This is a genomic window from Rhizobium sp. BK619 (assembly GCF_014195245.1).
Lineage (GTDB): Bacteria > Pseudomonadota > Alphaproteobacteria > Rhizobiales > Rhizobiaceae > Rhizobium > Rhizobium acidisoli.
Genome location: NZ_JACIBH010000008.1, coordinates 184,692 through 199,208, shown reverse-complemented (window position 1 = coordinate 199,208; position 14,517 = coordinate 184,692). Strand labels below are relative to the sequence as shown.

Annotated in this window: 12 protein-coding genes; 8 read left to right on the top strand and 4 right to left on the bottom strand. The window is 61.9% G+C overall.

The features are described 5' to 3' along the window. Window positions 1–25 precede the first annotated feature (25 nt). Together FHX14_RS16965 and FHX14_RS16960 are read left to right on the top strand one after the other, a co-directional pair. On the top strand, window positions 26–247 hold the full coding sequence (locus tag FHX14_RS16965; protein WP_184377866.1) for an AbrB/MazE/SpoVT family DNA-binding domain-containing protein: 222 nt from the start codon (window positions 26–28) through the stop codon (window positions 245–247). Next, window positions 247–636, top strand: coding sequence for a type II toxin-antitoxin system death-on-curing family toxin (locus FHX14_RS16960; RefSeq protein WP_184377865.1), 390 nt, complete (start codon window positions 247–249; stop codon window positions 634–636). The genes FHX14_RS16965 and FHX14_RS16960 overlap by 1 nt, the downstream gene beginning before the upstream one ends. Here FHX14_RS16960 and FHX14_RS16955 read toward each other — a convergent pair. Next, on the bottom strand, window positions 626–1,084 hold the full coding sequence (locus tag FHX14_RS16955; protein ID WP_003587446.1) for an SRPBCC domain-containing protein: 459 nt from the start codon (window positions 1,082–1,084) through the stop codon (window positions 626–628). The genes FHX14_RS16960 and FHX14_RS16955 overlap by 11 nt on opposite strands. A 194-nt stretch (window positions 1,085–1,278) precedes the next feature. Further along, a complete protein-coding gene (gene parC, locus FHX14_RS16950; RefSeq protein WP_184377864.1) occupies window positions 1,279–3,534 on the bottom strand; it encodes a DNA topoisomerase IV subunit A in 2,256 nt (751 codons plus the stop codon). Between the two features lie 234 nt (window positions 3,535–3,768). Here parC and FHX14_RS16945 point away from each other — a divergent pair, with 234 nt between their 5' ends. Continuing rightward, a complete protein-coding gene (locus FHX14_RS16945) occupies window positions 3,769–4,956 on the top strand; it encodes a hypothetical protein (RefSeq protein ID WP_003587448.1) in 1,188 nt (395 codons plus the stop codon). 57 nt (window positions 4,957–5,013) lie between these two features. On the opposite strand, the gene FHX14_RS16940 is transcribed toward FHX14_RS16945, so the two are convergent. Then, window positions 5,014–5,655: a TetR/AcrR family transcriptional regulator gene (locus FHX14_RS16940; protein WP_184377863.1), complete on the bottom strand. Its 642-nt coding sequence runs from the start codon at window positions 5,653–5,655 to the stop codon at window positions 5,014–5,016. A 66-nt stretch (window positions 5,656–5,721) separates the two neighbouring features. Here FHX14_RS16940 and FHX14_RS16935 point away from each other — a divergent pair, with 66 nt between their 5' ends. Further along, complete coding sequence (locus FHX14_RS16935; protein ID WP_184377862.1) at window positions 5,722–6,891, top strand: serine hydrolase domain-containing protein; 1,170 nt, start codon at window positions 5,722–5,724, stop codon at window positions 6,889–6,891. 69 nt (window positions 6,892–6,960) lie between these two features. Here the strand turns inward: FHX14_RS16935 and aspS are convergent, their stop codons facing one another. After that, entirely contained in the window at window positions 6,961–8,751 is a 1,791-nt protein-coding gene (aspS, locus tag FHX14_RS16930) for an aspartate--tRNA ligase (protein WP_184377861.1), read from the bottom strand. 255 nt (window positions 8,752–9,006) lie between these two features. Here aspS and FHX14_RS16925 point away from each other — a divergent pair, with 255 nt between their 5' ends. The 4 genes from FHX14_RS16925 (at window position 9,007) to FHX14_RS16910 (ending at window position 14,321) form a co-directional block, all read left to right on the top strand. Beyond that, on the top strand, window positions 9,007–10,398 hold the full coding sequence (locus FHX14_RS16925; protein WP_184377860.1) for a multicopper oxidase family protein: 1,392 nt from the start codon (window positions 9,007–9,009) through the stop codon (window positions 10,396–10,398). 129 nt (window positions 10,399–10,527) lie between these two features. Further along, window positions 10,528–11,673 (top strand): ribonuclease D, encoded by a 1,146-nt coding sequence (gene rnd / locus FHX14_RS16920; protein WP_003587453.1) that lies wholly within the window; start codon window positions 10,528–10,530, stop codon window positions 11,671–11,673. A 121-nt stretch (window positions 11,674–11,794) separates the two neighbouring features. Then, window positions 11,795–12,856 (top strand): adenylate/guanylate cyclase domain-containing protein, encoded by a 1,062-nt coding sequence (locus tag FHX14_RS16915; RefSeq protein WP_003587454.1) that lies wholly within the window; start codon window positions 11,795–11,797, stop codon window positions 12,854–12,856. Between the two features lie 106 nt (window positions 12,857–12,962). Continuing rightward, window positions 12,963–14,321, top strand: coding sequence for an esterase-like activity of phytase family protein (locus FHX14_RS16910; protein ID WP_184377859.1), 1,359 nt, complete (start codon window positions 12,963–12,965; stop codon window positions 14,319–14,321). The last annotated feature ends 196 nt before the right edge of the window (window positions 14,322–14,517 follow it).

Genomic DNA, 14,517 nt, shown 5'->3' with positions numbered 1-14,517 from the left:
GTTACCACATGAAAGGATGAAGCAAATGAACGTCACGATCCGGAAGATCGGCAACTCCGAGGGTATCATCATCCCCAAGGAAGTTCTCGACCGTCTTGGATTGAAGACCGGCGATACACTGGAACTGCAGGTCGAAAACGGCGGCATCACCTTGAAGCCGACGGATGAGGATCTGTCGCGTCAGCTCGATGCGGCACGGCATTTCATGGACAAGTATAAGGTCGCGTTGAAAAAGCTGGCCGAATAATGGCCTTCAAATTCCTGACGAGACGATTGGTCGAAACTCTGCAGACTATGCAGATTGAGCGCTTCGGTGGTCTCGCTGGACTGCGTGACGAAGGCGCGCTGGAATCCGCTCTTGGGCGGCCGATGAACAAGGCACATTATGGCTGCGACGACGTCATCGAACTCGCCGCCGCCTATCTTTTCGGCCTTGCCCGCAACCACGCTTTCGTCGATGGGAACAAGCGGATCGCAATTGTAGCCGCAGGCGTTTTTTTTCTCGAAAACGGCTACGAGATCGAAACGACCGACGCCAATCTCTACGCCTTTGTGCTCGCCGTCGCAGCCGGCGAGATCGATGAAGGAGGTGCTGCCCGCTTCCTCAGAGATTTCAGCGTGCCACTCAGCCCGTAGGCTTCAGCTGCTGCTGTTCCAACTCCCTGCCAAGTCCTTCGACCACGTGGGCCCAGCCTTGCCGGGTTTTTTCCTCGTGTTCGGCCCATTCGGCGCACATTTCGTGGGTGAGCGTCAGGCGGCTGCCGCCGCCGAGCGGCTCGATGTCGATTTCGACGCGGTCGCAATTATGGTCGTGGTCCTCGACGGAAAAGCTGAAGACCATGCGTTGCGGGCGCTTCAGTTCCAGGAAGACGCCCTGGTGAAAGGCGTCGCCGGTGGGCCGGCGGTCGACGATGAAGAAACGGCCTCCGACATGCGGATCGATATCGGCGCGGATGACGTGACCATCATCGGTGGCAAACAGGAAGCGTCGGGCGATTTCAGGATTGAGCCAGGCGTCGTACACGACAGCAGGCGGCACCCTGTAGGTATGGCAGACATGCAATTTGATGGTGCTGGCGGGCATCGATTTTCCTCCGGTAACGGCGCACGCCTTCTCCAAGCGCGCGGGCCACAGCCGTTCCGTCCGCCCACAGACCGGCTTTCTCTTCTTTTGGATAACAGCGAAGAGATAGAGAAGTTCCGGCGCCCGCCAAGAGACGAGCACGGAATTTTTATGTCGCTAGCCCGGAACCGCTGCGCACTTCCGGGCATCACGGATTAGCCGGCAAACTTACCGCTGCGCGGAAAGCCCTTCGGCACGGTGCGGCCGGCGGTGGCGCGGTCGGACAGCCATTCGGCAAGTTCGTCCTTGTTCTTCGTGAAGGTGCGGCCGGCGCTGTCTTCCCAGACGAGGCCCGCCGATATCGCGAAGCAACGGACGTCGGAAATGCCGCCATCCTTGTAACGCTGCAGGCGCACGCCCTTGCCGCGCGACATTTCCGGTACCTGCGCCAGCGGAAAGACCAGCAGCTTGCGGTTTTCGCCGACGACGGCAACATGGTCGCCGCTGACGGGCACGAGCAGTTGCGTCTCCTCGGGCAGCGCGACATTCATGATCTGCTTGCCCTTGCGCGTATTGGCGACCAGCTCGGCCTCCGGAACGACGAAGCCGTTGCCGGCTGTGGAGACGATCAGCTGCTTACGCGAGGGATCATGAACGAAAGCCGTCAGCACCGCCTGGTCGTTGTCCATGTCGACCATGATGCGCAGCGGCTCGCCGTGGCCGCGGCCGCCCGGCAGCTTGTCGCCGCCAAGGGTGAAGGCCTTGCCGCCCGTCGTGACGATCAGGATCTTGTCCGTCGTCTGCGCCGGGAAGGCTATCTTCAGGCCGTCGCCTTCCTTGAAGGTCAACGTCGCCGTATCGGCGATATGGCCCTTCAGCGCGCGGATCCAGCCCTTTTCGGAGATGACGACGGTGATCGGTTCCTTCTCGATCATCGCTTGCTGGATCGCTTCCTCGTCGGCCTCGGGCGCATCGGCAAACTGGGTGCGGCGGCGGCCGACCTCGGTCGCCTTGGCGAATTTCTTCTTCACCTCGCCGATTTCCCAGGCGACCGTCTGCCATTGCTTGTCGTCGGAGGCAAGCAGCGCCTCGATCTCACTCTTTTCCTTGGTGAGTTCGTCGAATTCCTTGCGGATCTCGAACTCTTCGAGCTTGCGCAAGGCGCGCAGCCGCATATTGAGGATCGCCTCGACCTGAATGTCGGTGAGATCCCAGCGCGCCATCATCACAGGCTTCGGCTCATCCTCCTCGCGGATGATCCTGATCACCTCGTCGATGTTGAGATAGGCGATCAGGAGGCCGCCGAGAATTTCGAGACGTCTGTCGATTGCGGCCAGGCGGAAGCGCGAGCGACGCTGCAGCACCTCGCGGCGGTGATCCAGCCACTCCTTCAGCACTTCGTTCAGCGCCATGACCCGCGGGATGCGGCCCATGGACAGCACGTTCATGTTGAGCGGGAAGCGGCTTTCGAGTTCCGTCAGCTTGAACATCGATTCCATCAGGATCGTCGGATCGACGCTGCGGGTCTTCGGCACTAGGACGACACGAATGTCCTCGGCCGATTCATCGCGGATGTCTTCCAGGAGCGGCAGCTTGCGGGCGATCAGCAGCTCGGCGATCTTCTCGATCAGCCGCGACTTCTGCACCTGGAAGGGAATTTCGGTGATGACGATCTGGTAGCCGCCGCGGCCGAGATCCTCGGTCTGCCACTTCGCCCGCACGCGGAAGCCGCCGCGGCCGGTGCGATAGCTCTCGATGATGCTGTCGCGGCTGTCGATGATGATGCCGCCCGTGGGGAAATCCGGGCCGGGAATGAATTCGACGAGCTTTTCGACGGTGGCATCCGGATGCTTGATCAGATGCAGCGCGGCGTCGCAAAGCTCGTGGGCATTGTGCGACGGGATCGAGGTCGCCATGCCGACGGCGATGCCGGAAGAGCCGTTGGCGAGCAGGTTCGGGAAGGCGCCGGGAAGGACGGTCGGCTCGGAATTCGATTCGTCGTAGGTGTCGCGGAAATCGACGGCATCCTGATCGATGCCTTCGAGCAGCAGTTCGGAGACCGCCGTCATCTTCGATTCGGTGTAACGCATGGCGGCGGGGCTGTCGCCGTCGATATTGCCGAAATTGCCCTGGCCGTTGACCAGCGTGTAGCGCTGCGAGAAATCCTGGGCGAGACGGGCAAGCGCGTCGTAGATCGACTGGTCGCCGTGCGGATGGTAGTTACCCATCACTTCGCCGACAATCTTGGCGCATTTCCTGAAGGCCGAGGTCGGGCGCAGACCCATCTCGTTCATCGCATAGACGATGCGGCGATGCACAGGCTTCAGCCCGTCGCGCACGTCGGGCAAAGCACGGTGCATGATGGTCGACAGCGCATAGGCGAGATAGCGCTGCTCGAGCGCCGCCTTGAGGTCGACCGGTTGGATGTGATCGTCGTCTCCGCCGGAAGGCGGCAAAATCTCTTGTCCCATAGGTTCTGACTAGCCCAGAAGAGGCTGGCGGGCAAGGAATCCAGGCCATAGCAGCTGTGGATGAAGTCTTGGCACTGACATCAAAGGATGAGACAAACGTTCCGCCGCAATTTGGACTTCGTTTGCCGTTCCTTTCAACGGAAATTTAGAAGTCCGCAAATATAAAGCGGGCCCAATCCGTAGTAGCGTAACTGCAGATTTCCAACCGCCACACGCCACCAGAGGAATCACCCCATGAATTTTTACCGGACAACGCGGCTGATGCTGTCGGGCGCCGCCTTTTTCTCGCTCGCCGGCTCGGCTTTCGCTCTCGACGGCACCGATCTCCTGAAGAAGATCAATGCCGCCTATGCCGCCCAGGGTGGGACGATTGCGGCTGAAAGCGTCGATATCGACGGCACGACCGTCACGTTGAAGAATGTCACCGTCAAGCCGACCGGCGGCGAGAGCCTGCCCATCGGCGAAATCACCCTTTCCGGTGTCGAGGAAGACGAGGATGGCGGCTACTACATCGAGGAAGCCGCCTTCCCCGACATCAACAAGACGCAAGACGGCGTCACCGTGACGGCGCAGGAGCTGACGCTCGGCGGCATCTCCGTGCCGGCAACGCCGGGCGGCGACACGCTCGACACCATGATGCTCTATGAAACCGCGCATATCGGCCCGCTGAAGGTGGTCAAGGACGGCGCGGAAGTGTTCTCGCTGCTCGAAAGCAACATGAACCTGACGCTGCGCGAGGACGAATCCGGCTTCGATTTCGACGGCGCCTTCAAAAGCATGAAGGCTGATCTCACCAAGACCGAAGATGCGCAGAGCAAGGATGCGATCGAGAAGCTCGCCCTGCAGCACGTCCAGGGCGACATCACCATGAAAGGCGCCTGGGAGCTCGCCCCCGGCACGATCGACATTTCGGAATTCGCCTTCGACTTCACCAATGTCGGCAAGCTGAACCTCGGCTTCAAGATCTCCGGCTACACGATGGCCTTCATGAAATCGATGCAGGATGCGATGAAGGAATCCGAAGCCAATCCGAACAAGGAACAGTCGCAGCAGGCGCTGGGTCTCGCCATGCTCGGCCTGATGCAGCAGCTTTCCTTCGAGGCGGCACAGGTCCGTTTCGACGATGCTTCGATCACCAAGCGCGCGCTCGATTATGCCGGCTCGCAGCAGAACATGTCCGGCAAGCAGATGGCCGATTCGCTGAAGGCGATGACGCCAATCATGCTGGCGCAGCTCAACATCCCGGAACTGCAGAACGCCGTTTCGGCAGCCGTCAACACCTTCCTCGACGATCCGAAGAGCCTGACCGTCAAGGCTGCTCCCGAAAAGCCGGTGCCGTTCCCGACGATCGTCGGCGCTGCCATGGGCGCTCCGAACACGCTGCCGCAGGTGCTCGGCGTCAAGGTTTCGGCCAACGACTGATCGCTTGGTTTCCTTAAAGAAAGGTCCGGCAATTCCGTTGCCGGGCCTTTTTCGTTTTCAGACGCGGTGGCGGGAGACTTCGGCGATGGCGAGGGTTGCGATATCGAGCAACTCCTCAAGAGATGCCCCGTCCCTCGCCTGCACCGACATGCCCTGGACGATCGCGGCGACGAACCGTGCCAACGCGCCGGCATTGGTCCCGGCCTTGATATCGCCCTCGCGGATGCCGCGCTCGATCCTTGCTGCAAATCCGCTCAGCGACTGGCGGCGCAGCGCGGCAACATGATCGGCAACACCATCGTTCTCGCTGGCGCAATTCAGCACCGCCGTCGAGATCATGCAGCCCTTCGGATGCTCGGGCGCCGCGAAGATCGCGGCCGAGCCTTGCAATATACGCTCGAAGGCGGAAACGGTATCGATCGGCTCGCCGAGGGCGGAAAACGTGTCGGCTCCCAGCATCCGGTATTGCTGCAGGGCCGCGCGATAGAGCTCGGCCTTCGAATTGAAGGCGGCATAGAGGCTTTGCGGCGTGATGCCCATAGCGGCGGTGAGATCGGCGATCGAGGCACCCTCGTATCCGTGCGCCCAAAAGGTTTCCCTTGCGGCCGCCAGAACCACCTCGCGGTCGAAGGCCGGCGGGCGACCGCGGCGGCGGGCGGGAGGATTTTTTACGTCGGCACTATTTTTCACAGTGATCACTCTAGAAATTCGAGGCGGCTTGCTATATTCAGGAACGGTCATTGTGATTATAGAAGGTTTAATCTGATGAGTCTTCCCCTCGAAAAGGCAGAGGCCGACAGGCATTCATCGCTTGGCGCGGCTGTTGACGCGGCAATCACAAATGCGCTCGACGAAAAGCGGCTGGTCGGCACGGTCGTGCTCGTCGCCCGCAACGGCGAGATCATTCACCGCCGCGCGGCCGGCTTCGCCGACCGCGAAAACGGCCAGGCAATGCGCGAGGACGCGATCTTCAGGCTTGCCTCCATCACCAAGCCGATCGTCACCATCGCCGCAATGCGGCTCGTCGAGCAATCGAGGATCGGGCTCGACGACGCCGTGACCAGATGGCTGCCGGACTTCCGGCCGAAGCTGCCCGACGGCAGCGAAGCCACCATTCGCATCCGTCACCTGCTGACGCATACATCAGGCCTCGGCTACGGCTTCTCCGAAGAGGACGGCGGTCCCTATATCAGCGCCGGCATTTCCGACGGCCTCGACCAGCCGGGACTGCGGCTCACCGAAAATCTGCGGCGGATCGCCAGCGTGCCGCTGCGTTTTGCGCCGGGCAGCGACTGGCAATATTCCCTTGCCATGGATGTTCTCGGCGGCGTCATCGAAGCGGAAACCGGTGTCCCGTTGGGTGAGGCCGTTGCCGAACTGGTGACAAGACCGCTTGGCCTTGCCGACACGGCGTTTTCTGTTGGTGACCACAGCCGGCTTGCCGCCGCCTATATGGACGCTTCACCGGAACCGGCGCTCATGGGCGAGAATGCGGTGGTGATGTCGCTGATGGGTCCCATCCGCTTCGCGCCGAACCGCATCTTCGACCCCGCCTCTTATCACTCCGGCGGCGCCGGCATGGCGGGAACGGCTGGTGATGTTCTGGCCGTACTCGACACCATCCGTCGAAGTGGCGCACCGCTGCTTTCGGCGGAAACCGTAGCGATGATGACGACCGACCAGGCCGGCGGGCACCGCCAGCAGCACGAACCCGGCTCCGGCTTTGGCTTCGGCTGGTCTGTCATCACCGATCCGGCCGAGGCAGGCGTCCCCTTCCCCAAGGGCACGCTGAAATGGGGCGGCGTCTACGGCCACAGCTGGTTCATCGACCCGGTCAACGGGCTGACCGTCGTTGCGCTGACGAACACGACGCTGGAGGGCATGTGGGGCAAGTTCACGGTCGATCTTCGCGAGGCGATCTACGCGGCATTGTGAACAATCCGGATAAGCAAAAGGCCCGGCGACAGCGGTCGCCGGGCCTTTTGCATTCAAAAATGGGACGACTCAGTCCTTCTTGACCGGCGGGATCGGCCGGATCGAGAGTTCGCGCAGCTGCGTCGGGGTTGCCGGGCTGGGCGCGCCCATCAGCAGATCCTGGGCCTGCTGGTTCATCGGGAATACCGAGATTTCGCGCAGGTTCTTGGCGCCGACGAGCAGCATGACGATGCGGTCGATACCGAAGGCAGCACCACCATGCGGCGGCGCTCCGTACTGGAAGGCGCGATAGAGGCCGCCGAAACGATCCTCGACGTCCTGCTGGCTGAGGCCGACCTTCTCGAAGGCGGCGACCATGGTTTCCGGCGACTGGTTGCGGATCGAGCCCGAGGCGATCTCGAAGCCGTTGCAGACGGCGTCATATTGGAAAGCCTTGATCGTCAACGGATCCTGGTTCTGCAGCGCATCCAGGCCGCCCTGCGGCATCGAGAACGGGTTGTGGGCGAAGTCGACCTTCTTGTCTTCCTCGCTCCATTCGAAGAAGGGGAAGTCGACAATCCAGCACAGTTCGAAGCGGTCGCGGTCGACGAGGTTCAGTTCCTCGCCGGCCTTGCTGCGCGCCTCGCCGGCAAACTTGTAGAATTTTTCCGGCTCGCCAGCGACGAAGAAGCAGGCGTCGCCATCGCCGAGACCGAGCTGGGTGCGGATCGCATCGGTGCGCTCCTCGCCGATGTTCTTGGCGAGCGGGCCGGCGCCTTCGAGCTTGTCGTTCTCGCTGCGCCAGAAGATATAGCCGAGACCCGGCTGGCCCTGGCTCTGCGCCCAGGCGTTCATGCGGTCGCAGAAGGCGCGCGAGCCGCCGGTCTTTGCCGGGATCGCCCAGATCTGGACCTTCGGGTTGGAGGCGATCATCCCGGCGAAGACCTTGAAGCCGGAGCCGGCGAAATGCTCGGTCACCGCTTCCATGACGATCGGGTTGCGCAGGTCCGGCTTGTCCGAACCATATTTGCGGATCGCTTCGTCATAGGGGATGCGCGGCCACTCCTTGGTGACCGGCTTGCCTTCGGCGAACTCCTCGAACACGCTTGTCATCAGCGGGCCCATCGTGTCCCAGACGTCTTCCTGGGTGACGAAGCTCATTTCGAGGTCGAGCTGGTAGAATTCGCCCGGCAGGCGGTCGGCGCGCGGGTCTTCATCGCGGAAGCACGGCGCGATCTGGAAGTAGCGGTCGAAGCCGGCAACCATCAGCAGCTGCTTGTACTGCTGCGGCGCCTGCGGCAGGGCGTAGAAAGTGCCGGGATGGATGCGCGACGGCACGAGGAAGTCGCGCGCGCCTTCCGGCGAGGATGCCGTCAGGATCGGCGTCGTATATTCGGTGAAGCCGACATTGCCCATTTCGCGGCGCATCGCCGAGATCACCTGGGTGCGCTTGACGATGTTCTTATGCAGCGTTTCGCGGCGAAGATCGAGGAAGCGGTATTTGAGGCGGACGTCTTCGGGATAATCAGGCTCGCCGAACACCGGTAGCGGCAATTCCTTGGCGGCGGAGAGCACTTCGATCTCCTGGGCGTAAAGCTCGATCTCGCCGGTCGCCATCGCCTTGTTGACGGTGTCTTCGGTGCGGGCCTTGACGACGCCGTCGATGCGGATCACCCATTCGCCGCGCACGGTCTCGGCCATCTTGAAGGCCGGGCTGTCCGGATCGGCGACGACCTGGGTGATGCCGTAATGGTCGCGAAGGTCGATGAAGAGAACGCCGCCATGGTCTCGGACGCGATGGACCCAGCCGGAGATACGGACGGTCGAGCCGACATCCGTCTTGCGGAGGGCGGCACATGTGTGGCTGCGATAGCGATGCATGATCTCAAATCCTGGCATGTGGCTGAAGACGGCAGCAAGGGTTCAAAGACCCTCAAGCGCCGACAAGAAAATCGGGCGGAAAAGCGCATGGACGCTCCGATTTGTCAAGGCTTGGCGCGCGCCGCCCGCCTGTTTGGCACGCGTTTATGGCGAGGCAGCGGCCCGGATGCTGCGGCAGTTTGGCCGCGTTTGCCGTATTGATGAAGGTGCCTCTCAACTTTAAAAGGATCGGCATTCTCACCTTGGAGCGCCCGCATGCCTCTCTTGACCCGCCGCAACCTTCTCAAGGCATCCGCCGTCGCGGGCGCCTATGGTGCCGGCATCGGCATTGCCGGCAAATTCGGGCTTGCCGAGGCAGCACCCGAACCGCAGCTGCTGACGGCGGTGAAGACCGAGGCCATACTGACCGACGCCGGACCGACCCGGGATGTCATGAGCTGGGGCCCTGACGGCATGCCGCCGGTTCTCAGGATGACGAAGGGGCGCCCCTATGCGGCGCGGCTGAAAAACGGGCTCGACGAGCCGACGACGATCCACTGGCACGGGCTTCGCATCGACAACCGCATGGACGGCGTGCCCTTCATGACGCAGCCCTATATCTATACCGGCGACAGCTTCGACTATGCCTTCACGCCGCCCGATGCCGGCACCTTCTGGTATCATCCGCATTGCAATACGCTGACGCAGATGGGGCACGGCATGACCGGCGTCATCGTCGTCGAAGATCCGGCCGATCCTGAATTCGATGCGGAGGTGGTGCTGAACCTGCGCGATTGGCGGCTCGGCGGCGACGGGCAGTTCATCGCCCCCTTCCGGCCGCGTGACGCCGCCAAATCGGGCACTTACGGCACGGTGCGCACCGCCAACTGGCACAAGGAGCCGCAATATGACGCGCCGGCCGGCGGGTTGGTGCGGCTGCGCATCGCCGTGACCGACGTGACGCGGATCTTCTCGCTGAAGATGGAAGGCGCCGATACGACCGTCATCGCCATCGACGGCAATCCGGTGCCGAAGCGTTTTCCCCTCGACCTGCTGCAGATCGGTCCGGGCCAGCGGCTCGATCTTGCCGTGCGCATGCCGGATAGCGAAGGCGCCGTCGCGACGCTCGAGGATATCCGTGGCACCACGCCGAAGACGATCGCCAGCCTGCGCGCCACCGGATCGTCGCTGAAGCGAGAGATCGGCGATCTCGGGCCGCTTGCCGAAAATCCGGTGCCGAAGGCCGATCTTTCCGCCGCCGAAGAGATCCCGCTGGTGCTGAGCGCCACGGCCGAAAATACCGCCACCGAAAGCATCTGCGGCACACTCGGCTACAGCTTCTGGGCCATCAACAAGGTGCCGTGGCCGGGCGACACACCGGATCCGACGGCGCCGCTGGCGGAACTGAAGCTCGGCAAGAGCTATGTCTTCAATCTGGAGAATACGACGCCGCACGCGCATCCGATCCATCTGCACGGGATGAGCTTCACGGTGATCTCCTCTTCGACGCGGCAGGTGATGCCGCTCGTCTCCGATACCTATCTCATCCAGCCGGACGAGAAGGTGCAGCTCGCCTTCGTCGCCGACAATCCCGGCGACTGGCTGCTGCATTGCCATATCATCGAGCACCAGAAGACCGGAATGACCAGCTACCTCAGAGTGAGCTGAGGCGGCCTGTGCCGCAGTTTGGACGTAATTCTTAGCCAGCAATGCGGGAAGCTTATGCTGTTGTATTGACATATCGAAGCGAAAGGAGAAGGAAGGTTCAACCGACCTTTTCCTTGCGAATGAAATGATATGATCGAAACCACCGCCGATTTGGCGGCCGCCTGCAAAGAGCTGGCCAAGTCCGACTTCATCACCATCGACACCGAATTCCTGCGCGAGACGACCTTCTGGCCGGAGCTTTGCCTGATCCAGATGGCGAGCCCGACGACCGAAGTGCTCGTCGATCCGCTGGCCAAGGGCATCGATCTTACCCCCTTCTTCGAGCTGATGGCGGATCCGAAGGTGCTGAAGGTCTTTCACGCGGCCCGTCAGGACATCGAAATCATCTTCAACCGCGGCAATCTCATTCCGCATCCGATCTTCGACACGCAGGTCGCCGCCATGGTCTGCGGCTTCGGCGACAGCGTCTCCTATGATCAGCTGGTCAGCCGCATCAAGAACGTCCATATCGACAAGTCGTCGCGCTTCACCGACTGGAGCCGCCGGCCGCTCTCCGACAAGCAGCTGGAATATGCGCTGGCCGACGTCACCCACCTGCGCGACGTCTATCTGTCGCTGAAGGCGGAACTCGATCGTGAAGGCCGCACCTCCTGGCTCTCCGAGGAGATGGACATTCTCGAGGCGCGCGAAACCTACGATCTGCATCCCGACGATGCCTGGCAGCGGCTGAAGATGCGCCTGCGCAAGCCGCAGGAGCTGGCGATCCTGAAATTTGTCGCCGCCTGGCGCGAACGCGAGGCGCGGTCGCGCAACGTGCCGCGTTCACGGGTGCTGAAGGATGATGCGATCTACGAGATCGCCCAGCAGCAGCCAAAGGATACCGAGGCGCTTGGCCGGTTGCGCACCATTCCGAAAGGCTGGGAGCGCTCGACCTCCGGCGGCGCCGTCATCGAGGCCGTCAACGCCGCGCTCGCTCTTCCGAAAGCCGATATGCCACATGTGCCGCGCCAGGCGCAGGCGCCCGAAGGGGCCGCCGCTGCCGTCGAATTGCTGAAGGTGCTCTTGAAGCTGATTTCGGAGAAACACGGCGTGGCGCCGAAGGTGATCGCCAACAGCGAGGATCTCGACCGGATCGCCGCCGAGGGCGAGAAAGCCGAAGTCGCCGCCCTGCACGGCTGGCGGCGCGACCTTTTCGGCGAGCCGGCGCTGCAGCTGATCCAGGGTCAGATCGCTCTGCGCTTTGTCGGCCGCAAGGTCGAAACCGTCAGCCTCTAGGTTCAAGTGTTGCAGCGCCTTTGCGCGTCCGCGCGGCGTTGCAAGACGACAATCGAATTCGCTTGACGCTTTTTTCCCAGCTGAAACAATGGCTGACGGCAAATCACGGCGAAGAGGCGGCATGCGGGAAATATCTCCGACGCAGAACTGGATCCTGATCACGATGGTTCTGGCCGCCAGCGGCGTCGTCTACGATCTGATGTTCTACTCCAATCAGACGCCCGTTGTCGGCGCGATCTTCGCGCTGTTCATCGGCATGCCGATCATCGCCTTCGAGCGCAAGGCGCTGTTCCGCACGCTGTACAGACGTATTCAGAAGCTGCCGACCTTCGCTTTCATCATCAGCGAGCTGGTGATCTACGAGATCCTGATGAGCATCGGCTTTGCCTGTGCCGCGCTGCTGCTCTCGTCGCTCGGCATGGTGAAGCCAACGTCGTTCCTCGATCTCGTCATCATGCCCTACGAGGTCTTCCTCTATGCGCTTGCCGTCTGCTCGGCGCTGATCTTCATCCTGCGCGTGCGGGAACTGCTCGGCCGCGAGGTATTCGTCAGCATGCTGGTCAGCCGCTATCGCAATCCGGTCAGGGAAGAGCGCGTCTTCCTGTTCATCGATCTCGTCGACTCGACGGCTTTTGCCGAAAAACACGGCGACCTCCGCGCGCAGCAGCTGCTGAGCTCGCTGTTTGCGACCTTCGCCGAGCCCGTCAGGCGCCATAAGGGCATGATCAACGACTATGTCGGCGATGCGGCGATCATCACCTGGCCGCTTGCCCGCGGCATCAAGGGCGCGCGCTGCGTGCGCTGCATCTTCGACATCCTCGCCGATATCGAAGCCAATGCCGCCGGCTGGCGGAAAAGCTACGGACAGGTGCCGAAGCTGCGCGCAGCCCTTCACGGCGGCGAGATCATCACCGCCGAAATTGGCGTCGATCATCACAAGATCAGCTATTTCGGCGACACGGTGAACACCACAGCCCGGCTGGAAACGCTCTGCCGCAGCCTCAATCGGCCAGTGCTGATTTCGGCCGACCTTGCGCAGCGCATGAAATTTCCCGACGATATATCCTGCGAGGATCTCGGCACCCATGCCGTCAGGGGGCGCGGCCAGGCGCTCGGCGTGATGGCGCTTTCCTCGCGCGCGGTGACCGTGCTGAACACGCCTGCCGTCATTCTGCACGGCTGAGCAAACGCTTTTAACCCGCGTCACCAAAGCTTCACCCAACCGTCAATTCGCTGACACGGAAGCCCTGCTAAGCGGATGCCATTCGCATCCGTTCCATGGGGATATTATGAAGAACGTCCTTTTTGCTTCCGTATCGCTTTTCATCCTGATGACCGGCTCCGCTTCGGCCGACCAGCAGCAGTTTCCGGCCAAGCTCGCCGGCCAGGCAATCCTGCCTGCCAACACCATGGCTCCAGCTCCGACCGATGCCCCTGAATTCCTGAAACATTCCGGCAAGTTCACGACGGCGGACCGCAAGCGCACCGAAGCGCTCGGCACAGTTCCCGGCAAGGACGGCGCCCGCGTCACCGACCTGAAGCTTCCCTTCGACGGTCAGGCGATCCAGGGCTTCTCCGGCATCAAGACGATGGCCGACGGCACCTTCTGGACGCTGACGGACAACGGCTTCGGCTCGAAGGCCAATTCCTCGGACTCCATGCTCTTCTTGCACCAGATGAAGTTCGACTGGGCAGCCAACAAGGCTGACGTCGTCAAGAACCTGTTCCTCTCCGATCCGAACAAGATCGCCCCCTTCCCGATCGTGCTCGAAGGTACCGATACGCGCTACCTCACCGGCGCCGACTTCGATATCGAATCGATCCAGCCGGTTGCCGATGGTTTCTGGCTCGGCGACGAATTCGGTCCCTATATCCTGAAGGTCGACACGGCAGGCCGCCTCACCGACGTCATCGCGACGACGCTCGACGGCAAGCCGGTGCTTTCGCCCGACGATCCGCTGATCCAGCTCCCGGGCAACCCGGCTGCGAAGATGCCGGTCTTCAACCTGAAGCGCTCCGGCGGTTTCGAAGGCCTCGCCATGTCGAAGGACGGCACCAAGCTCTACGGCCTGCTCGAGGGCGCCATCTACAAGGATGACGGCCAGATGGAATCGGTCGACGGCCATACAGCCGTCCGCGTTATCGAATTCGACGTCGCCGCCAAGAAGTGGACCGGCCGTAGCTGGCTCTATCCGTTCGAGGACAAGGGTGTCTCGATCGGCGACTTCAACATGCTCGACGACACCACCGCTCTCGTCATCGAGCGCGACAGCGGCGCCGGCACCAAGGACAAGGCCTGCGCAGACCCGAAGCAGCCGAAGCCGGATTGCTTCGAGGCTCCGGCCGAACTGAAGCGCGTCTACAAGATCGAGTTCAACGACGCCAATGCCGGCAAGTCGGTCCGCAAGATCGGCTATATCGACCTCCTGAACATCCAGGACTCCGACAACAAGAAGAAGGCCGGAGCCAAGGACGGCGTCTACGACATGCCGTTCGTGACGATCGAAAACGTCGACCGCGTCGACGCCAACCACATCATCATCGGCAACGACAACAACCTGCCCTTCTCCGCCGGCCGCGCCGTCGACAAGGCTGATAATAACGAGTTCAGCCTGCTTGAGGTTGGCGAGTTTTTGAACGCGAAGTAGTTTGGGTTCTGATATCTAATAGGAAGGGCGGTGCGATAGCGCCGCTCTTTGTCTTTGGATGCACGTCCAATTCTCCCTCACTCCTGTGCTCGTCACAGGAATCCAGTGCGCCCAAGTCATTGGGCGCGGGAGACTCTTTGATGAGCAAGTGAGTCATTCACCGCGCCGACGCGCGTTGGCTGGATTCCTGTGACGA

Bases quoted from the DNA above. Each gene is read 5' to 3' on its own strand.
- aspS (WP_184377861.1), bottom strand. From the start codon at position 8,751: ATGCATCGCTATCGCAGCCACACATGTGCCGCCCTCCGCAAGACGGAT.
- FHX14_RS16955 (WP_003587446.1), bottom strand. From the start codon at position 1,084: ATGCCCGCCAGCACCATCAAATTGCATGTCTGCCATACCTACAGGGTG.
- FHX14_RS16960 (WP_184377865.1), top strand. From the start codon at position 247: ATGGCCTTCAAATTCCTGACGAGACGATTGGTCGAAACTCTGCAGACT.
- FHX14_RS16910 (WP_184377859.1), top strand. From the start codon at position 12,963: ATGAAGAACGTCCTTTTTGCTTCCGTATCGCTTTTCATCCTGATGACC.
- FHX14_RS16925 (WP_184377860.1), top strand. From the start codon at position 9,007: ATGCCTCTCTTGACCCGCCGCAACCTTCTCAAGGCATCCGCCGTCGCG.
- FHX14_RS16945 (WP_003587448.1), top strand. From the start codon at position 3,769: ATGAATTTTTACCGGACAACGCGGCTGATGCTGTCGGGCGCCGCCTTT.
- rnd (WP_003587453.1), top strand. From the start codon at position 10,528: ATGATCGAAACCACCGCCGATTTGGCGGCCGCCTGCAAAGAGCTGGCC.
- FHX14_RS16935 (WP_184377862.1), top strand. From the start codon at position 5,722: ATGAGTCTTCCCCTCGAAAAGGCAGAGGCCGACAGGCATTCATCGCTT.
- parC (WP_184377864.1), bottom strand. From the start codon at position 3,534: ATGGGACAAGAGATTTTGCCGCCTTCCGGCGGAGACGACGATCACATC.
- FHX14_RS16965 (WP_184377866.1), top strand. From the start codon at position 26: ATGAACGTCACGATCCGGAAGATCGGCAACTCCGAGGGTATCATCATC.
- FHX14_RS16915 (WP_003587454.1), top strand. From the start codon at position 11,795: ATGCGGGAAATATCTCCGACGCAGAACTGGATCCTGATCACGATGGTT.